At 72.3% G+C, this 19,012-nt stretch carries 13 protein-coding genes; all 13 read right to left on the bottom strand.

Annotated elements, in window-relative coordinates; all coding sequences use genetic code 11:
• The 13 genes from ACZ46W_RS11035 to folC all read right to left on the bottom strand — a co-directional run bounded on the left by ACZ46W_RS11035 (position 1) and on the right by folC (position 18,840).
• Positions 1–4,125 carry an Rne/Rng family ribonuclease gene (locus ACZ46W_RS11035; protein ID WP_468334814.1) on the bottom strand — a complete coding sequence of 1,375 codons (4,125 nt, stop codon included), beginning with the start codon at positions 4,123–4,125 and terminating at the stop codon, positions 1–3.
• Between the two features lie 183 nt (positions 4,126–4,308).
• Positions 4,309–5,091: a TIGR03936 family radical SAM-associated protein gene (locus ACZ46W_RS11030; protein WP_468334811.1), complete on the bottom strand. Its 783-nt coding sequence runs from the start codon at positions 5,089–5,091 to the stop codon at positions 4,309–4,311.
• A 124-nt stretch (positions 5,092–5,215) separates the two neighbouring features.
• Positions 5,216–6,274, bottom strand: a complete 1,059-nt coding sequence (locus tag ACZ46W_RS11025) for a hypothetical protein (protein ID WP_468334808.1) — start codon at positions 6,272–6,274, stop codon at positions 5,216–5,218.
• A gap of 81 nt (positions 6,275–6,355) precedes the next feature.
• A complete protein-coding gene (locus ACZ46W_RS11020) occupies positions 6,356–8,281 on the bottom strand; it encodes a TIGR03960 family B12-binding radical SAM protein (protein WP_468334805.1) in 1,926 nt (641 codons plus the stop codon).
• A 59-nt stretch (positions 8,282–8,340) separates the two neighbouring features.
• Positions 8,341–9,846: a CYTH and CHAD domain-containing protein gene (locus tag ACZ46W_RS11015; RefSeq protein WP_468334802.1), complete on the bottom strand. Its 1,506-nt coding sequence runs from the start codon at positions 9,844–9,846 to the stop codon at positions 8,341–8,343.
• A 32-nt stretch (positions 9,847–9,878) separates the two neighbouring features.
• A complete protein-coding gene (gene rodA, locus ACZ46W_RS11010) occupies positions 9,879–11,078 on the bottom strand; it encodes a rod shape-determining protein RodA (RefSeq protein WP_468334799.1) in 1,200 nt (399 codons plus the stop codon).
• Between the two features lie 6 nt (positions 11,079–11,084).
• Positions 11,085–13,274 (bottom strand): penicillin-binding protein 2, encoded by a 2,190-nt coding sequence (mrdA, locus tag ACZ46W_RS11005; RefSeq protein ID WP_468334796.1) that lies wholly within the window; start codon positions 13,272–13,274, stop codon positions 11,085–11,087.
• Positions 13,275–13,293: 19 nt separating this feature from the next.
• The gene (gene mreD / locus ACZ46W_RS11000) at positions 13,294–13,959 is read right to left on the bottom strand and encodes a rod shape-determining protein MreD (RefSeq protein ID WP_366129573.1); all 666 of its coding nucleotides are present in this window, start codon (positions 13,957–13,959) and stop codon (positions 13,294–13,296) included.
• 2 nt (positions 13,960–13,961) lie between these two features.
• Entirely contained in the window at positions 13,962–14,912 is a 951-nt protein-coding gene (mreC, locus tag ACZ46W_RS10995) for a rod shape-determining protein MreC (protein ID WP_468334792.1), read from the bottom strand.
• Positions 14,913–15,031: 119 nt separating this feature from the next.
• Positions 15,032–16,051, bottom strand: a complete 1,020-nt coding sequence (locus ACZ46W_RS10990) for a rod shape-determining protein (protein WP_073751217.1) — start codon at positions 16,049–16,051, stop codon at positions 15,032–15,034.
• Between the two features lie 262 nt (positions 16,052–16,313).
• Complete coding sequence (gene ndk, locus ACZ46W_RS10985) at positions 16,314–16,727, bottom strand: nucleoside-diphosphate kinase (protein WP_126884896.1); 414 nt, start codon at positions 16,725–16,727, stop codon at positions 16,314–16,316.
• A 253-nt stretch (positions 16,728–16,980) separates the two neighbouring features.
• The gene (locus tag ACZ46W_RS10980) at positions 16,981–17,313 is read right to left on the bottom strand and encodes a DUF4233 domain-containing protein (protein WP_468334787.1); all 333 of its coding nucleotides are present in this window, start codon (positions 17,311–17,313) and stop codon (positions 16,981–16,983) included.
• Positions 17,314–17,322: 9 nt separating this feature from the next.
• Entirely contained in the window at positions 17,323–18,840 is a 1,518-nt protein-coding gene (folC, locus tag ACZ46W_RS10975) for a bifunctional tetrahydrofolate synthase/dihydrofolate synthase (protein ID WP_468334784.1), read from the bottom strand.
• Positions 18,841–19,012 lie beyond the last annotated feature (172 nt).

Genomic DNA, 19,012 nt, shown 5'->3' with positions numbered 1-19,012 from the left:
CTACTGCTCGGCCGCGACGGTCTTCTTGGCGGCCGACTTGGCCGTCTTCGCCGTCTTCGCGGTCTTTGCCGCCGACTTCGTGGCCGCCTTCTTGGCGGTCGTCTTCTTCGCCGCGGTCGTCTTCTTGGCAGCCGTCTTCTTGGTGGCCGCCTTCTTCGCCGTGGCCTTCTTGGCGGTCTTGCGAGCCGCGGCCTTCTTGGCCGGCGCCTCGGTCTCCACCGCCTCCTCGGCCTCCACCGCCTCCTCGGCCTCTTCGGCCTTGGGCTCCGCCGTGGAACCGCTGCTCACGACGACGATCGCGGCTTCGGCGGCGCCCGCGGGGGAACCGGCCGGAGCGGTGACCTTGCGGACGACCCGGCGGCGCGGACGCGGCGGGGCGGCCACGGGGGCCTCCTCGGCGACCGGCTGGACGGGCTCCGGCGTGGGCTCGGCCTGGACCGGCTCGGGCGCCGGCTCCCGGACGGGCTCGGGGGCCTGCTCCTGGACGGGTGCCGGCTCCTGGACGGGCTCGGGCGCGGGCTCCTCCTCGGCCACCACCGGCTTCGGCGGGCCAGCCGGGGCGGTCGCCTTGCGGGTGGCCCGGCGCCGGGTGCGGCCCTGCGGGGCCTCGGCCGCCACGGGAGCGGGTGCCTCCTCGGCGGCGGTGGCGAGGGCCGGCGCGGCCTCCACCTTGATGGCCTCGGGGGCCACCTCGGCGACCGACGGCTGCGGCTCGGGCTCCACGGCCGGCTTCGGCGCACCGGCCGGGGCCGTCGCCTTGCGGGAGACCCGGCGGCGAGAACGGCCACGGCCCGCGGCCGCCTCCGCCTCCGCGACGCTGGAGTACAGCTCCTCGTCCGGACGGATCGGCTCCGCCACCGCCACCGGGGCGGCGACCTCCGCCGCGACCTCGGCCTCGGTCTCGACCTCGGGCTCCGCCTCGGCGCCCGCCGTCTCCAGCTCGGCCACCTCGGCCTCGGCCTCGGCGGCGCGGGCACGCTTCTTGGCGCGCTTGCCGCCGTTGCCGCCGCCACCCACGGTGGCCGGCTGCTCCATGTGCACGATCACGCCACGGCCGTTGCAGTGGACGCAGGTCTCGGAGAAGGACTCCAGCAGGCCCTGGCCCACCCGCTTGCGGGTCATCTGGACCAGGCCCAGCGAGGTGACCTCGGCGACCTGGTGCTTCGTCCGGTCCCGGCCCAGGCACTCCAGCAGGCGCCGCAGCACCAGGTCCCGGTTGGACTCCAGCACCATGTCGATGAAGTCGATGACGACGATGCCGCCCAGGTCGCGCAGCCGGAGCTGGCGCACGATCTCCTCGGCCGCCTCCAGGTTGTTCCTGGTGACGGTCTCCTCCAGGTTGCCGCCCTGGCCGGTGAACTTGCCGGTGTTGACGTCGACCACGACCATCGCCTCGGTCTTGTCGATCACCAGCGAACCGCCGGACGGCAGCCAGACCTTTCGGTCCAGCGCCTTCATGAGCTGCTCGTCGATCCGGTACGTCGCGAAGACGTCCGTCTCCGACGTCCAGCGCTGGAGCCGGTCCGCCAGGTCGGGCGCGACGTGCGACACGTACCCGTGGATGGTCTTCCACGCCTCGTCGCCGCTGACGATCACCTTCGAGAAGTCCTCGTTGAAGATGTCGCGGACGACCCGGACGGTCATGTCCGGCTCACCGTAGAGAAGGGTCGGGGCGTTGCCGTTCTTCGCCTTCTTCTGGATGTCCTCCCACTGCGCCTGGAGCCGCTCGACGTCACGGCGCAGTTCGTCCTCGCTCGCGCCCTCGGCGGCGGTGCGCACGATGACGCCCGCGTCCTCGGGGACGATCTTCTTGAGGATGGTCTTCAGCCGGGCGCGCTCGGTGTCGGGCAGCTTGCGGCTGATACCGGTCATCGAGCCCTCGGGCACGTACACCAGGTAGCGGCCGGGCAGCGAGACCTGGCTGGTCAGGCGGGCGCCCTTGTGGCCGATCGGGTCCTTGGTCACCTGGACGAGGACGGACTGGCCCGACTTGAGCGCGGTCTCGATGCGGCGCGGCCCGTTGGCCATGCCGAGCGCCTCGAAGTTGACCTCACCGGCGTACAGGACGGCGTTGCGGCCCTTGCCGATGTCGACGAACGCGGCCTCCATGGACGGCAGCACGTTCTGGACCTTGCCCAGGTAGACGTTGCCGACGTAGCTGGTGGCCTGCTCCTTGTTGACGTAGTGCTCGACGAGCACGTTGTCTTCCAGGACGCCGATCTGGGTGCGCTCGCCGCTCTGGCGGACGACCATCACACGCTCGACGGCCTCGCGGCGGGCGAGGAACTCCGCCTCGGTGATGATCGGGACGCGGCGGCGGCCCTGCTCGCGGCCCTCGCGGCGGCGCTGCTTCTTCGCCTCCAGACGGGTCGAGCCCTTGATGGACTGCACCTCGTCGGACGGCTCCGCACCCTTTTCCCGCAGGGACCGCGGCTCGCGGACCTTGACGACCGTGCGGACGCCGTCCTCCTCGGCCGTCGCCTCGGCCTCGACGCCCGTGTCACCGCTGCGGCGACGGCGGCGACGGCGGCGGCGCGAGCTGCTGGTGCCGGCGGCGGACGGGGTGCCCGCCTCCTCGTGCTCCTCGGCCTCTTCCCGCTCTTCCTCGGCCTCCTCCTCGGCGGCCTCCTCCTCGGCGCGGGCGGCCTCCTCGGCGGCCTCCTCCTCGGTGGCCTCACCACGGCGGCGACGGCGGCCACCACGGCGGCGGCGGCGCGAGGGACGGTCCTCGAACTCGTCGGTCTCCTCGCCGGCGGCCTCGGCCTCGGCCTCGGGCTCCTCCTCGGCCTCGGCGGCGGCCGGGGCCTCCGCCTCATGCTCGGGCTGCTCGACGACCCGCTCGGCCGCCTCGCCACGGCGGCGACGGCGGCGACGGCCACCGGTCTCGGGCTGCTCGGCGACCTCGGCGGCCGGCACGGCGGTCTCGGCGGCCTCCGCGGTCTCCTCCTGCTCGGCGGCCTCGGCGGCGGCCGCGGCGGCGGCGGTCTCCGGGGTCTGGAACATCGGCTCGGTGAAGACCGGGGCCTGGAAGACCGGCACGGCGGGCCGCGCGGCACGGCGGCCACGGGACTGCTCGGGCTTCTTCACCGGCTCGGCGGTGAACTGCGGGGCGGTGGCCCGGCGGCGCGTACGGCCACGGGAGGCGGCCTCCTCGGCGGCGGCGACCTCGGCTCCGGCCTCGTCGGAGGAGATCTGCGCCACGGTGTCGGCCGGCAGGCTCTCGCCCGCCTCGGCGGCCTCCTCCTCGGCCGGGGCCTCGGCCTGCGGCTGCGGTGCGCCGGCGGGCGCGGTCGCCTTGCGGGTGGCGCGGCGGCGGGTACGGCGCGGGGCGGCCTCGGCCTCCTCGGCGACCGGTGCCTCGGCGCCCTGCGGCTCCTCGGTGACCGGCGCCTCGGGCGCCTCGGGCGCCTCGACGGGGGCCTCGGCGGCCTTGGGGGCGCCCGCCGCGGCGGTGGCCTTACGGGTGGCGCGGCGGCGCGCGGGGGCCGGGGCGGCCTCGGGCTGCGCCTCGGGCTCCTCGGCGGCGGCCTCGGCGACCTGCGGGGCACCCGCCGGAGCGGTCGCCTTACGGGTGGCACGGCGACGCGGGCGCGCCGGAGCGGCCTCGGGCTCCTCGGCGACCGGCGCCTCGACGACCGGAGCCTCGGCGGCCTGCGGCTCCTCGGCGGCGGCCTCCGCGACCTGCGGGGCACCCGCCGGAGCGGTCGCCTTACGGGTGGCACGGCGACGCGGGCGCGCCGGAGCGGCCTCGGGCTCCTCGGCGACCGGCGCCTCGACGACCGGAGCCTCGGCGGCCTGCGGCTCCTCGGCGGCGGCCTCCGCGGCCTGCGGGGCACCCGCCGGGGCCGTGGCCTTACGGGTGGCACGGCGGCGCGTGCGGGCCGGGGCGGGCTCGGGGGCCTCGTTGGGCGCCTCGGCGAGGGAGGCCACGTCGGCCGGCTCGGCGGCGGACGTCTCGACGACGACCTCGCCGACCGGTGCGTCAGCGGCGCTCGCCGTGACCGGCGGGCCGGCGGGCCGCGACGCGGCGCGGCGACGGCGGCGCGGCGGCAGCGTGTCGCTGGGTGAGTTGTTCTCTTCGTCGTGGTTACCGGCGGTGTTGCCGGTGTCGTTCGGCTCGAGCATGCGGGCGGTTCTCCCGTCACGCTCCCGGGCGCCGCGTCTGGCGCGGCGCCGCACGGGAGCTGTTATGTCTGGCTCGCCGGTTCCGTACGCCTTGTGCGTACGGCCTGGCGAAAGTCTCCTGTGGGTGTACGCGGCCCGACCCAGGTGGCTCCCGAGTACCAGGGCCGCGCTACAACGACCGCCCTACGCGGAACCCGCACCTGTCGGCTCCGGGGCGGCGGCGAGTCCGGCGGCCTTGGGTGGGGCGGCCGTGACTGCCTCGCGGTCGGGCGCGAGCGGGTCGGTCACCGTGCCGGACTCCTCGTCGAAGAGCCCCTGCGCCAGCCTGGTCACCGCTGCGGGGACCGGCGGCGCCAGGTCGGCCACAGCTCGGAGACCGGACAGGACGTCGTCGGGTCGTACGGCAGGTGTCACGTGCCGAACAACCAGCCGCAGTATCGCACAGGGCCCCTGTCCGGGCCTATCGCCCGCGGCCGGAGCGGCCTCCAGGCCCGCCACGGCGGCCCGGGCGTCGAAGGTGCGCATGCCGTTCTTCGTCTTGCGCTGCACCTCGACGGCGTCGGCGGCGAGGAAGGCGGCGGCGGCGCGCTCGGCGTCCTCGACCGTCACCCCGTCGAGCCGCAGCTCCCAGACGGAGGCGGTCAGCCGGTCGGCGAGACCGGACGTCCGGGCCTCGACGGCGTCGGTGATGTCGAGCCCGTCCGGCAGCGACTCGTCGAGCAGCTCGCGCAGTTGCCGCGGGTCGCGGGGCTCGGTGAGCGCGATCTCCAGGTACTCGGCCTCGGAGCCCGTACCGGTGGGGGCGGCGTTGGCGTACGAGACCTTGGGGTGCGGGGTGAAGCCCGCCGAGTACGCCATGGGCACCTCGGCGCGCCGCAGCGCACGCTCGAACGCGCGCTGGAAGTCGCGGTGGCTGGTGAACCGGAGGCGGCCGCGCTTGGTGTAGCGCAGGCGGATGCGCTGCACTGCCGGTGCGGGCGGCGGGCCTTCGGGCTGTCGCTTGCCCAGTGGTTCTTCTCCTCGGTGCGGGGCGGGCGCGGTGGCGCTCCGCCCACGAAAATTCGGGCGGCTCCCGGGGGTCCCGCCCGGCTCACCCCCGCTTTCGCAGGGAGATCTCGGGTGCGGGCGCCACGCCGGGCGCGGTCGTTGTACTACCCAGACTACGCGCCGGAGCTCCGGCCGGTTCCCCAGGCCGTCCGTCCCGGGCTCCCCCGACCAGCGCCCGCCACGCGTCCCGGCGGGCCCGGCGCACCGTTTCCGCCGCGGAGGCGAGCGCGGCCCTGGTGGCGCGGCCCGCCTCGACGGCGGCGTTCCGTACCGGCCGCCACAGGTGGTCGCGCACGGCGTGGCCGACCGGTGTGCACACGCTGCGGTAGAACCAGGTCAGGGGGCGCCCGGCCAGCTGCCAGGCCAGCCACTTCAGCGCGCGCCCCACCGCCCGGGAGACGTATCCGGCGACGCGCCAGGCCACCACGACCGCGTCGCGTATCTCCCGCCCGACGACGACGAGCACCCGCCCGAGGGGTGTGAGCACCCAGCGGTACACGAACACGGCGGGCGCGACGATCAGCGCGTTCCCGAGCCATCGTGCGGCCGCCCACAGCCCGCGCCCGAGCGGGACCAGAGCGTGCGCGTACAGCCACACCAGGCCGTGCCCGACCGGGGTCATCACCCACCGGTACAGCGCGGTCCAGGGCCACACCAGCACGGCCCACAGGACCAGGCCCACGCCCCGTCCGAGCGGCCGCAGGACCGTGCGGAACAGCCAGAGCAGCGGCGTGACGAACAGGGTGGTGACCACCCACGCCACCCCGGCCGCGAGCATCCCGGCGAGCCGGGCGACACCGCGCCCGGCCGGCGCCAGCACCCAGCGGTGGAGCCACGCGCAGGGGACGACGAGGCCGTACCTGACCAGTCCCGCCACGAGCCACGCCACGGCGCGGCCGACGGGGACGACCAGGGTGTCCCACAGCCACCCCAGCGCCCGGCCGAGCGGGCGCAGCAGCACCCGGCCGAGCACCCGCCGGCCGACGGTGAGGGCGTCCCAGACGATGCGTACGGGCACGACGACGAGCAGCACCACGATCCGCACCGGAATCCGGATCGCCGCCGTCAGACACCCCTCGGGCTCACGCCTCTCCACATCCATGCCCGTGATGACGCGAACGGCCCGGCCTGGGGTTTCTCCCCGGGCCGGGCCGTTGCGCGGACGTTACGCGGCCGCGTGCGGCTACTTGACGACGGTCAGCGGCAGCAGTTTCTTGCCGGTCGGGCCGATCTGGATGTGGGTGTCCATCTGCGGGCAGACACCGCAGTCGAAGCACGGCGTCCAGCGGCAGTCCTCGACCTCGGTCTCGTCGAGCGCGTCCTGCCAGTCCTCCCAGAGCCAGTCCTTGTCCAGACCGGAGTCCAGGTGGTCCCAGGGCAGGACCTCCTCGTACGTACGCTCACGGGTGGTGTACCAGTCGACGTCCACGCCGTACTTCGGCAGCGTCTTCTCGGCACACGCCATCCAGCGGTCGTACGAGAAGTGCTCACGCCAGCCGTCGAAGCGGCCGCCGTCCTCGTAGACGGCGCGGATGACGTCGCCCACGCGGCGGTCGCCGCGCGAGAGCAGGCCCTCGACGATGCCGGGCTTGCCGTCGTGGTAGCGGAAGCCGATGGAGCGGCCGTACTTCTTGTCGCCGCGGATCTTGTCGCGGAGCTTCTCCAGCCGGGCGTCGGTCTCCTCGGCGGAGAGCTGCGGGGCCCACTGGAACGGCGTGTGCGGCTTGGGCACGAAGCCGCCGATGGAGACCGTGCAGCGGATGTCGTTCTGCCCGGAGACCTCACGGCCCTTCTGGATGACGTTCATCGCCATGTCGGCGATCTGGAGCACGTCCTCGTCGGTCTCGGTGGGCAGGCCGCACATGAAGTACAGCTTCACCTGGCGCCAGCCGTTGCCGTACGCGGTGGCGACGGTGCGGATCAGGTCCTCCTCCGAGACCATCTTGTTGATGACCTTGCGCATGCGCTCGGAGCCGCCCTCGGGGGCGAAGGTCAGGCCGGAGCGGCGGCCGTTCCTGGTCAGCTCGTTGGCGAGGTCGACGTTGAACGCGTCGACGCGGGTGGAGGGGAGCGACAGGCCGATCTTGTCGTCCTCGTACCGGTCGGCGAGGCCCTTGGCGATGTCACCGATCTCGGAGTGGTCGGCGGAGGAGAGGGAGAGGAGGCCGACCTCCTCGAAGCCCGTGGCCTTCAGGCCCTTGTCCACCATCTCGCCGATGCCGGTGATGCTTCGCTCCCGCACGGGGCGCGTGATCATGCCGGCCTGGCAGAAACGGCAGCCGCGGGTGCAGCCGCGGAAGATCTCCACGCTCATCCGCTCGTGGACGGTCTCGGCGAGCGGGACGAGCGGCTGCTTGGGGTAGGGCCACTCGTCGAGGTCCATGACGGTGTGCTTGGACACACGCCACGGGACGCCCGACCGGTTGGGCACGACACGGCCGATACGGCCGTCGGGGAGGTACTCGACGTCGTAGAACGCCGGGATGTAGACCGAGCCGGTCTTCGCGAGGCGGAAGAGGACCTCCTCGCGGCCGCCGGGGCGGCCCTCCGCCTTCCAGGCGCGGATGATCTCGGTCATGTCGAGCACGGCCTGCTCGCCGTCGCCGATGATCGCCGCGTCGATGAAGTCGGCGATCGGCTCGGGGTTGAACGCGGCGTGGCCGCCCGCGAGCACGATCGGGTCGTCGAGCGTGCGGTCCTTGGCCTCCAGCGGGATGCCCGCCAGGTCGAGGGCCGTGAGCATGTTGGTGTAGCCCAGCTCGGTGGAGAAGCTCAGCCCGAAGACGTCGAACGCCTTCACGGGCCGGTGGCTGTCCACGGTGAACTGCGGCACACGGTGCTCGCGCATCAGCGCTTCGAGGTCGGGCCAGACGCTGTACGTACGCTCCGCGAGGACGCCCTCACGCTCGTTCAGTACCTCGTAGAGGATCATGACGCCCTGGTTGGGCAGGCCCACCTCGTACGCGTCCGGGTACATGAGCGCCCAGCGGACGTCGCACTCGTCCCACGGCTTGACCGTGGAGTTGAGCTCACCGCCGACGTACTGGATCGGCTTCTGCACATGCGGAAGCAGAGCTTCGAGCTGAGGGAAGACGGACTCGGCAGGCATCTCGCGAACCTTCGTGAGCTGGCAGGGCGACTCTCAAGCGTACCCCGGTGCCCGGACAGTCAGAGCCGCCGCAGTTTCCCGGGCACCGCCCGCTCCCACACCTCCGGCAGTTCCCGCTCGCGCCGGGCCGCCCGGGCCTCCTCCTGGCCGTAGAGCAGGCCCCAGGTGAACGCCGTCTCCCCGGCCGCGTGCGCCTGGACGGCCAGGGCCCGGAGCGTGTCGCGGGCGACGACGCTGTCCTGGTGGTCGCCGAGGACCTTCTGGACGGCCTTCACCCGCTTGGCGAGCCGTTTCGCGGGCTTGCCGAGCGCGGGCGCGGCGGCCTCGGCGGCGTACCGGACGCGCTTGGCCGCCTTGCGGGCCTCGTGCATGGCGACGTCCCGGTCGTGGCCGGCGGGCAGGGCGAGGGCGCGCTCCATACGGGCGGCGAGCCGCTCGTAGTCCTTGAGGACCGCGCGGGGCAGCACCGCACCGGCGGGCTTCCCGGCGGCCGGGCGCAGCGGCGGGTCGGCGAGCAGGGCGTCGAGGGCGTCCAGCAGGGCGGTGTACCGCTCGCTGTCGAGGACGGCGAGGGTGCGGCCGCGCGATCCGGCCCGCCCGGCGCCGGCCCAGGCGCGGAGGCGTCCCCGGACCGGGCCGAGGAGCAGGGTGACGGGCAGGGCGTCGATGCGGGAGGTGAGCCGCTCGGTGAGGACCTCCTGGTCGCGGTCGACGCCGAGCTCCCCGGCCAGCCACTTCAGCTCGCTCGCGACGGGGTCGGTGGCGCGGCGGTCGAGGATCTTGCGGTACGTGCGGAAGGCGCTGCGCAGTTTGCGGGTGGCGACGCGCATCCGGTGCACGGAGTCGGGCAGGTCGCGGCGTACGGCGGCGTCGTAGGTGACCAGTTGGCCGGCCTGTTCGCGCAGGTGGGCGAGGACGCGGCCGCCGGCGGTGGAGTCCTCGTCGGGGGGCTCGGGGGGCCGCCATCCGGTGTGGGTGAGCGCCTTGGCGAGCTTGGACGCCGAACCGGCGGGCTTCAGCCCCTTCTTGGTGAGCCGCTTGTGCACGGCGTCGAGGAGCGCGGGGTCACCGCCGTCGGCGAGCTCGACCTCGATCTCGGTCCACTCGACGGTGCCGCCGTCCCCGCCCGCGAGCCGTTCGGCGCGGACCGTGTCGGTGGCGGCCTCGGCGAGCAGGGCGCCCTCGGCGTCGACGAGGTGGCGCACCTGGCGGTGGGAGCGGAGCCGTACCAGCGCAACGAGCGCGGCGCCCCGGGTGCGGGCGTGGACCAGCCCGGCCAGCGAGCGCGGCACGTCGTCCTCCAGCGGGGCGCGCAGCTCGTCCCGCACCCCGGGGGCGACCGGCAGCTTCAGGTGCCAGCCGGCGTCGTCGCCACCGGTGCGCCGGCGCAGCGTGATCGAGGCGGCGGCCAGGCGGAGGTCCTCGGTGTCGTAGTAGACGGCGTCCAGCTCGGCCGCGCCCTTGTCGACCACGGCGGCGACGTTCCGCACCCCGGTGAGGTCCGGCAGCCGGGTGTCGGGGGCCGCTTCGTACTTCCGCTCGATCTCGCGCTTCACGTCCGCCATCACTCGACAGCGGCTACCCGCGCACGCGTGGTCTATGCGGTCAGCGGCCGCTGCACCCTGATCGACTGGAGCAGTCCGATCGCCACCCACACCGCGAACATCGACGATCCTCCGTAGGACACGAACGGCAGTGGCAGGCCCGCGACCGGCATGATGCCGAGCGTCATGCCGATGTTCTCGAAGGACTGGAACGCGAACCAGGCGATGATCCCGGCGGCGACGATCGTGCCGTACAGCTCGCTCGTCTCGCGGGCGATGCGGCAGGCGCGCCACAGCACGACGCCGAGCAGCGCGATGATCGTGGCCCCGCCGATGAAGCCGAGTTCCTCGCCGGCGACGGTGAAGATGAAGTCGGTCTGCTGTTCGGGGACGAACTGGCCGGTGGTCTGGTGGCCGTTGAACAGCCCGGCCCCGTACAGCCCGCCGGAGCCGATGGCGATGCGCGCCTGGTTGGTGTTGTAACCGGCGCCCGCCGGGTCGAGTTCGGGGTTGGCGAACGCGGCGAAGCGGTTGATCTGGTACTCGTCGAGCACGCCGAGCGCGGCGACGGCCACCGCGCCGATGACGCCGGCGCCGATGAGCCCGAAGACCCACCGGTTGGAGGCGCCGGAGCCGAGCAGCACGCCCAGCACGATGACCACCATCACCATCACCGAGCCGAGGTCGGGCATCAGCATGACGATGGCCATCGGTACGACGGCGATGACGAGGGACTTGGCGACCGTGCGGTGGTCGGGGTGGACCTGGTCACCGGCGTCGACCTTGGCGGCCAGCAGCATCGCCATGCCCAGGATGATCGTGATCTTCACGAACTCGGAGGGCTGGAGCGAGAACCCGCCGCCGATCACGATCCACGCGTGCGCGCCGTTGATGGTCGCGCCGAGCGGGGTGAGGACGAGCAGGACGAGCACCACCGACAGTCCGTACAGCACCGGTACCGCGCCCCGCAGGGTGCGGTGGCCGAGCCAGATGGTGCCGACCATCAGGGCGATGCCGATACCGGTGTTGAGGACGTGGCGGAACAGGAAGTAGTACGGGTCGCCCTGGTTGAGCTCGGTGCGGTTGCGGGTGGCGGACCACACCAGGAGCGAGCCGATGAAGGACAGCGCGATCGCGGAGAACAGCAGCGGCCAGTCGAGCCGGCGCACCATCGAGTCGCGGGCGGTGAGCTTGCCCCAGGCGCCGCGGTCGGGCGCGTACCGCGAGACGGAGAACTTGTTGGTGCCGGTCATCGTGGGTCAGTCCCTCCAGACGGGGGGCGGGCCCGCGAGCGGCTGCTCTCCGTCGCCCTTCTTGGCCGGGTCGACCTTCTGGGCGTTGGGGTCGTACGGCTTGACCGGCGGCGCCTCGATGGTCCCGTCGGGCTGGATTTTGGGCAGCTCCGCCTGCGGCTTGGGCAGCAGGGCGCGCTTGAGGTCCTGGTTTCCGGCGTCGTCGAGTCCGTAGATGGCGTCGTAGATGTTGCGTACGGCGGGGCCGGAGGCACCGGAGCCCGTACCGCCCTGGGAGATCGTCATGACGATCGTGAAGTCGTCGGTGTAGGTGGCGAACCAGGAGGTGGTCTGCTTGCCGTAGACCTGGGCGGTGCCGGTCTTGGCCCGCATCGGGATCTTGTCCTGCGGCCAGCCGCCGAACCGCCAGGCGGCGGTGCCGCCGGGTTCGACGACGGAGCGCAGACCCTTGTCGAGGTCGCTGATGGTCTGGGCGTCGACCGGCAGCCTGCCGTGGGGCCGGGGCTTGATCTCCTCGACCTTCTTGCCGTCGGGGCTGACCACGGCCTTGCCGATGGTGGGCTTGTGGAGGGTGCCGCCGTTGCTGATGGCGGCGTAGGCGGTGGCGAGCTGGATGGGGGTGATGAGGACGTCGCCCTGGCCGATGGCGAAGTTGATGCTGTCGAAGGCCTTGAGCTGGTTTCCTTCGAGGCAGCTCTCATAGGCGATCTGCTCGACGTAGCTGCCGCCCTTCTTGCCCTGCTTGCACCACGCGTCCTTGTTGGCCTCCCAGAACGCCTGCTTCCAGTGCCGGTCGGGGATGCGGCCCTTGACCTCGTTGGGCAGGTCGATGCCGGTCTCGGAGCCGAAGCCGAAGTCGTGGGCGGTCCGGTAGAACCAGTCGTTGGCGTTCTTCTTCGGCTTGAGGCCGCCGTCGCGCTGCCACTCCTCGTGACCGAGGCGGTAGAAGACGGTGTTGCAGGAGAACTTGAGCGCGTCGCCGAGGGAGATGGGGCCGTGTCCCCTGGACTCGAAGTTGGCGAAGCTCCGGCCGCCGAGGCTGTAGGAGCTGGAGCAGTTGTAGCGGCCGTCGAAGGGGTTGCCGGCCCGCACCGCCGCGCTCGCCGAGACCACCTTGAAGACGGAGCCGGCGGGTGCCTGGCCCTGGATGGCCCGGTTGAGCAACGGGTAGTTGGAGCTCTTGCCGGTCATCCTGGCGTACTCCTTGGCGGAGATGCCGCCGACCCAGGCGTTGGGGTCGTAGTCGGGCTGGGACGCCATGGCGACGACACGGCCGGTCTTGGACTCCATGACGACGACGGCGCCCGCGTCCGCCTTGTACGGGCGGCCGGTGACCTTGTCGGTCTCCTTGCGCACGGCCTTCATCGCCGCGTTGAGCTCGTACTCGGCGACCGCCTGCACGCGCGCGTCGATGGACGTGACGACGTTGGCGCCGGGCCTGCCCGGGTCGCTCTCCGCCTCACCGAGGACCCGGCCCAGGTTGTCGACCTCGTAGCGGGTGACGCCGGCCTTGCCGCGCAGCGCCTTGTCGTACGTGCGTTCAAGTCCGGAGCGGCCGACCTGGTCGGAGCGGAGGAACGGCGAGTCGGAGTCCTTGGCCTCCTCGATCTCCTCGTCGGTGACGGGCGAGAGGTAGCCAAGGACCTGCGCGGCGCGGGCGCCGCCGGGCGCGGTGTAGCGGCGTACGGCGGTGGGTTCGGCGGTGATGCCGGGGAAGTCCTCGGCGCGCTCGCGGATCTGGAGTGCCTGCTGGGTGGTGGCCTCGTCGGTGACGGGGATCGGCTGGAAGGGCGAGCCGTTCCAGCAGGGCTGGGGGGTCTCGGAGTCGCAGAGGCGGATCTTGTCCATGACCTCCTTGGGCTTCATGCCCAGCACCCCGGCCAGCCGGGTGAGGACGCCCTTGCCGTCGTCCTTCATCTTCAGCAGCTCGGTGCGGGACGCGGAGACCACGAGGCGGGTCTCGTTGTCGGCGAGGGGGACACCGCGGGCGTCGAGGATGGAGCCGCGGACGGCCGGCTGGACGACCTGCTGGACGTGGTTGTTCCGTGCCTCGTCGGTGTACTCCTTGCCCTGCCGGATCTGGAGGTACCAGAGGCGGCCGCCGAGGGTGAGGAGCAGGGAGAAGACCAGGACCTGGATGACGATGAGGCGGATCTGGACCCTGGGGGTCCGCCCGGTCTCGGGGATGTTGCTCATGACGCGGTTGCCCCCTCGGTCACAGTCGCTTGACGCCCTTGATGCGGCCGGCCCGCGCCGCCCGGTTGCGGGCGGCCTTGATGCGCAGGACACCGCGCTGTTCGCCGATCCTCAGGCCGGTGCCGTTCGCCATGAAGCCGGAGGCGACGTCGGTGCCCGCGTTGGTGGTCTCGGCGAGGGGATCGTTCTCGGCGCGTCTGGCGAGGGCCATGATCAGCGGCACGGTGAAGGGCGCGAGCAGCAGGTCGTAGATCACGGCGGTGATCAGCAGCGAGACCAGGCCGACGTGGCGGGCGGCGGTGTCGCCGACGAGGGCGCCGACGCCCGCGTACAGCAGGGTCGAGGAGACGGCGGCGACGACGACCATGACCATGGGGCCGGTCGCGGAGCGCAGTTGGCCGTTCTCGGGCTTGGCGAGGCCGACGAGGTAGCCGATGACGCACAGGACCAGGGCGTACCGCCCGGCGGCGTGGTCGGCGGGCGGGGCGAGGTCGGCGAGAAGGCCGGCGCCGAAGCCGATGAGGGCGCCGCTGACGTGCCCGTACACCAGGGCGAGGCCGACGACGACGAGCAGCAGCAGGTCGGGGACGGCGCCGGGGAGCTGGAGGCGGGCCAGGATGGAGACCTGGAGGACGAGGGCGACGACGACGAGGGTCGTGGAGAGCAGGATCCGGTTGAAACGCACGGTCACTCCTCCTCCGGCTGCCCGCTCGGCGCGCCACTGGGCGTCCCGGCCGGGGACGGGGTCACCGTGACCGTGACGGTCGGCTCGGGCGTGGGCTTGGGCGGCAGGACGGTGTCGCGGGGGTCGGTGCGCGGGGCCTGGACGACGACGCCGACGATGTCGAGCTTGCTGAAGCCGACGTAGGGGCGTACGTAGATGTTCCGCGTGAGGTTTCCGGTGGAGGGGTCGACCCGGACCACCTCGCCGACCGGGACGCCGGGCACGAACGGCTTGTCGGCCTGCGAGCCGAAGGTGACCAGCCGGTCGCCCGCCTTGACCTTGGCCTTGCCGTTGAGGAGCTGCACGGACAGCGGGCGGTCGCCCTGGCCGGTGGCGAAGCCCAGCTCGTCGGACCTCTCCATGCGGGTGCCGACGGTGAAGTCCGGGTCGTTGGCGAGCAGGACCGTGGCGGTGCCGGGACCGACGGTGGTGACGCGGCCGACGAGGCCGTCCCCGTTGATGACGGTCATGTCCCGCTTGATGCCGTCGTTGGAGCCGGCGTCGATGGTGACCGTCCAGTTGAAGCCCTGGGCGGCTCCTATCGCGATGACCTCGGCCGCCTTGATGCCGTACTGGCCGGCGCCGGCCTTCTTGAGCAGGTTGTCGAGTTCGCGTACGCGGCTGCGGTTGCGGTCGTCGCTGCCGAGTTTCGCCTTGAGCGCGGCGTTCTCCCGCTCCAGCTCCGCGATGCGGTTGTGGCGATCACCCGAGTCCCGCACGGCCGCGATGGCGTTGCCGACCGGGTTGACGGCGGACGCGACGCTGTTCTCGACCGGGCCGAAGACAGTGGCGGCTGCCCGTCGGGCGCCGTCGACGGGTGACTCCTCGCCGCCGCGGATGTCCACCGTGATCAGTGCGAACGCGATGGCGACCAGCAGCACCAGGAGCAGCCGGCTCTCTCGTGTGTCCCTCACGTGGGGCGGCCGTGCCTTCCTCGTAGGAATGTTTGTGCCGTTATACCAACCGGGTCAACCGGATCAACGATCAGCCGTACGGGTCCGGCAGCACCCGTACGGCTGACGCGCGGGCCCCGCTATCTGCGCGGCTGGGCGTCCAGCACCTGCTGGAGCGCCTCGAACTCCTCGACGCACTTGCCGGAGCCCAGCGCCACCGAGTCCAGCGGGTCCTCGGCGATGTGGATCGGCATGCCGGTCTCCCGGCGCAGCCGCTCGTCGAGGCCGCGCAGCAGGGCGCCGCCGCCGGTGAGGACGATGCCCCGGTCCATGACGTCGCCGGACAGCTCCGGCGGGCACTTGTCGAGGGTGGTCTTGACGGCGTCGACGATGGCGTTGACCGGTTCCTCGATCGCCTTGCGCACCTCGGCGGCCGAGATGACGACCGTCTTCGGCAGTCCCGAGACCAGGTCCCGGCCGCGGATCTCGGTGTGCTCGTCGGTGTCGAGGTCGTACGCCGAGCCGATGGTGATCTTGATCTGTTCGGCGGTCCGCTCACCGAGGAGGAGGCTGTACTCCTTCTTGATGTGCTGGATGATCGCGTTGTCCAGCTCGTCGCCGGCCACCCGGATGGACTGTGCCGTGACGATTCCGCCGAGCGAGATGACGGCGACCTCGGTGGTGCCGCCACCGATGTCGACGACCATATTGCCGGTGGCCTCGTGGACCGGCAGGCCGGAGCCGATGGCGGCGGCCATGGGCTCCTCGATGATGTGCACCTGGCGGGCGCCCGCCTGGGTGGACGCCTCGATGACGGCGCGGCGCTCGACGCCGGTGATGCCGGAGGGCACACAGACGACGACGCGCGGGCGGGCGAGGTAGCGGCGCTTGTGGATCTTGAGGATGAAGTAGCGGAGCATACGCTCCGTGATCTCGAAGTCGGCGATCACGCCGTCCTTCAGCGGGCGGACCGCCACGATGTTGCCGGGCGTCCGGCCGATCATCTTCTTCGCTTCGGCGCCGACCGCCAGGATGCCGCCGGTGTTGGTGTTGATCGCGACGACGGACGGCTCGTTGAGGACGATGCCGCGACCCCTCACGTACACCAGCGTGTTGGCGGTCCCGAGGTCGACAGCCATGTCACGGCCGATGAACGACATTGAGTTCCCCTTGTTTCCCATGAGGATGCGTCGGGCCTTCCCAATTAGAGCGTTGACGGCTTCTCAGGTCGGCGAGGTGGGTGGTGTGGCGAGGAGTTTCACATCGTAGTCCCGCCTGCGCGGACACGGCGCGGTGGCCCGCCTCTGTATAGGTGACGAAGTGTCGGAGCGATGCGTTCCCGCTCGGGCCGTTCATATGCCGAAGGGCGACCGAAATTCCTTCGGTCGCCCCAGGTCCGAGCGCTGTATGGCTGACAGCGGGTCAGGAAATTCCGGGGAAGAAAATCTTGAGTTCCCGAATGGCGGACTCCTCCGAGTCCGAGGCGTGGATCAGGTTCTCCCGGACGATGGTGCCGAAATCGCCACGGATGGACCCGGGCGCGGCGGCGATCGGGTCCGTCGGCCCGGCGAGCTGGCGTACGCCCTCGATGACCCGCTCACCCTCGACGACCAGCGCGACGACCGGGCCGGACGACATGAAGGCGACCAGCGGCTCGTAGAACGGCTTGCCCTTGTGCTCGCCGTAGTGCTGCTCCAGCGTCTCCTGGTCCAGGTGGCGCAGCTCCAGCGCGGTGATGGCCCAGCCGGCCTTGCGCTCGATACGACCGATGATCTCGCCGATCAGGCCACGGCGGACGGCGTCGGGCTTGAGAAGGACGAGCGTGCGCTGGGTCATGTGTTACGGCTCCTTGCAGGCATACGTGTGCGGTGAGCAGAGGCTACAGGGACCACACGGCGCCACGGCACCGGGTACCGGGTCCCCGTGGCGACCCCCGCCGGCGCGGCCGCCCGTGCGAGGCGAGCCCGCCGGGGGCGGCCCGGCGAGGGGGCGTGCCGTTGGGGGCGGGCCCGGAGTGGGCGCCCTCCTGGGGTATGGGGGCGTCAGCCCCCCGTAAGGGGGCCCGGGGCGGGGCCCCCGGAAACGGGCCCTACGCCTGGGCCGCCCATTTGGCCTTGGCCTCGTCGACCTTCCGGCCGAAGTGGACCGAGGCCCACCACAGCCCCGCGAACACCGCGCCCAGGAAGAACATCACCGGCACGATGAAGCCGCTCACGATCAGCGCCACCTGGAGCGCCCAGCCGAGCTGTATCCCGCCCGGGCGGGTGATCATGCCGCACAGCAGGACGCTCAGGGCCATCAGGACACCGCACACCGTCCAGACCGTGCCCATGGTCAGGCTGTCGTCCTTCATGGCCACCAGCCCGGCGAAGCCGATCACGAAGAATTCGCCGATCAGTGTGGACGCGCAGAGCGTACGCATCGAGAAACCTCAGCCCTTCCCCAGCAGCAGCCGGGCCTCGCCGACCGTGATCACCGAACCCGTCACGAGGACGCCCGCGCCCGCGAACTCAGCCTCCTCCTCCGCCAGCGTGATCGCCGCCTCCAGCGCGTCGGGCAGGCGCGGCTCCACCACGACCCGCTCGTCGCCGAAGACCTCGACGGCGATGGCGGCCAGCTCGTCGGCGTCCATCGCGCGGTGGCTGGAGTTCTGCGTGACGACGACCTCCGCGAAGATCGGCTCGAACGCCTCCAGCAGGCCCCGCACGTCCTTGTCGCCGCTCGTGCCGACGACGCCCACCAGCCGGGAGAATCCGAACGCCTCGCTGATGCCCGCGGCCGTGGCCCGCGCGCCCGCCGGGTTGTGCGCGGCGTCCAGCACCACGGTCGGGCTGCGCCGCACGACCTCCAGGCGGCCCGGCGAGACCACCGAGGCGAACGCCTGGCGGATCCGGTCCAGGTCCAGCGTGCGCGCCTCCTGGGCGCCCACGCCGAAGAACGCCTCCACGGCCGCCAGCGCCACCGCCGCGTTGTGCGCCTGGTGCGCGCCGTACAGCGGCAGGAAGATCTCCTCGTACTCACCGCCGAGCCCGCGCAGCGTCAGCAGTTGGCCGCCGACCGCGACCTCGCGCGAGACGACGCCGAACTCCATGCCCTCGCGGGCCACCGTCGCGTCCACCTCGACGGCCTTCTTCAGCATCACCTGCGCCGCGTCCACCGGCTGCTGGGCCAGGATGACGGTGGCGCCCTGCTTGATGATCCCGGACTTCTCGCCCGCGATCTCGGCGGGCGTGGAGCCCAGCCGGTCCGTGTGGTCGAGGTCGATGGGGGTGACCACGGCGACATCGCCGTCGATCACGTTCGTCGCGTCCCAGCTACCGCCCATGCCGACCTCGACGACGGCCACGTCGACCGGCGCGTCGGCGAACGCCGCGTACGCCATACCGGTGAGGACCTCGAAGAAGGAGAGCCGGTAGTCCTGGGAGCCGTCGACCATCTCCACGTACGGCTTGATGTCCCGGTACGTCTCGATGAAGCGCTCGTGGCTGATCGGCGCGCCGTCCAGGCTGATCCGCTCGGTGATCGACTGCACGTGGGGCGAGGTGTACCGCCCGGTGCGCAGGTCGAAGGCGCCGAGCAGCGCCTCGATCATCCGGGCCGTGGACGTCTTGCCGTTGGTGCCCGTGATGTGGATCGAGGGGTACGCGCGCTGCGGCTCGCCCAGCACGTCCATCAGCGCCGCGATCCGCGTCACCGACGGCTCCAGCTTGGTCTCGCCCCAGCGGGTGGCGAGCTCCTGCTCGACCTCCCGCAGCGCCTTGTCCACCTCCGGGTCGGCGGGCCGCGCGGGCACGGCCTCGGCGGCCTGGGGCGGACCGGCCTGGGCGCGCAGCGTACGGCTGCCGGCCTCGATCACCGCCAGGTCGGGGTCTCGGTCGGTCTCGGCTTCCACGATCTCGTCGAAGTCGTCGAAGGCGTCGCTGTCGCTGGACGGGGGCTGCTCACTCACAGGGCCAGTCTACGGAGCACCACCGACAACACGGATGCGGCGGGGGGGGGGGGGGGGGGGGCCCCCCCCCCCCCCCCCCCCCCCCCCCCCCCCCACAAACGCCTAATCGTGTTTTCCCTCCTCTCCGCTCTCCTCTCCCCCTCCCCCCCCCACCCCCCTCCTCTCCCCCCCC

This window comes from Streptomyces sp. NPDC031064 (assembly GCF_055570965.1).
The sequence above is the reverse complement of the archived record's forward strand: the minus strand, read 5'-3'. Positions and strand labels throughout refer to the sequence as shown.

What these genes read in the sequence shown, in the direction of transcription:
- rodA (WP_468334799.1), bottom strand. Translation starts at nt 11,078, where the DNA reads ATGACCGGCACCAACAAGTTCTCCGTCTCGCGGTACGCGCCCGACCGC.
- ACZ46W_RS10980 (WP_468334787.1), bottom strand. Translation starts at nt 17,313, where the DNA reads ATGCGTACGCTCTGCGCGTCCACACTGATCGGCGAATTCTTCGTGATC.
- mrdA (WP_468334796.1), bottom strand. Translation starts at nt 13,274, where the DNA reads ATGAGCAACATCCCCGAGACCGGGCGGACCCCCAGGGTCCAGATCCGC.
- ACZ46W_RS11025 (WP_468334808.1), bottom strand. Translation starts at nt 6,274, where the DNA reads ATGGATGTGGAGAGGCGTGAGCCCGAGGGGTGTCTGACGGCGGCGATC.
- ACZ46W_RS11035 (WP_468334814.1), bottom strand. Translation starts at nt 4,125, where the DNA reads ATGCTCGAGCCGAACGACACCGGCAACACCGCCGGTAACCACGACGAA.
- ACZ46W_RS11015 (WP_468334802.1), bottom strand. Translation starts at nt 9,846, where the DNA reads ATGGCGGACGTGAAGCGCGAGATCGAGCGGAAGTACGAAGCGGCCCCC.
- ACZ46W_RS10990 (WP_073751217.1), bottom strand. Translation starts at nt 16,051, where the DNA reads ATGTCGTTCATCGGCCGTGACATGGCTGTCGACCTCGGGACCGCCAAC.
- ndk (WP_126884896.1), bottom strand. Translation starts at nt 16,727, where the DNA reads ATGACCCAGCGCACGCTCGTCCTTCTCAAGCCCGACGCCGTCCGCCGT.
- ACZ46W_RS11020 (WP_468334805.1), bottom strand. Translation starts at nt 8,281, where the DNA reads ATGCCTGCCGAGTCCGTCTTCCCTCAGCTCGAAGCTCTGCTTCCGCAT.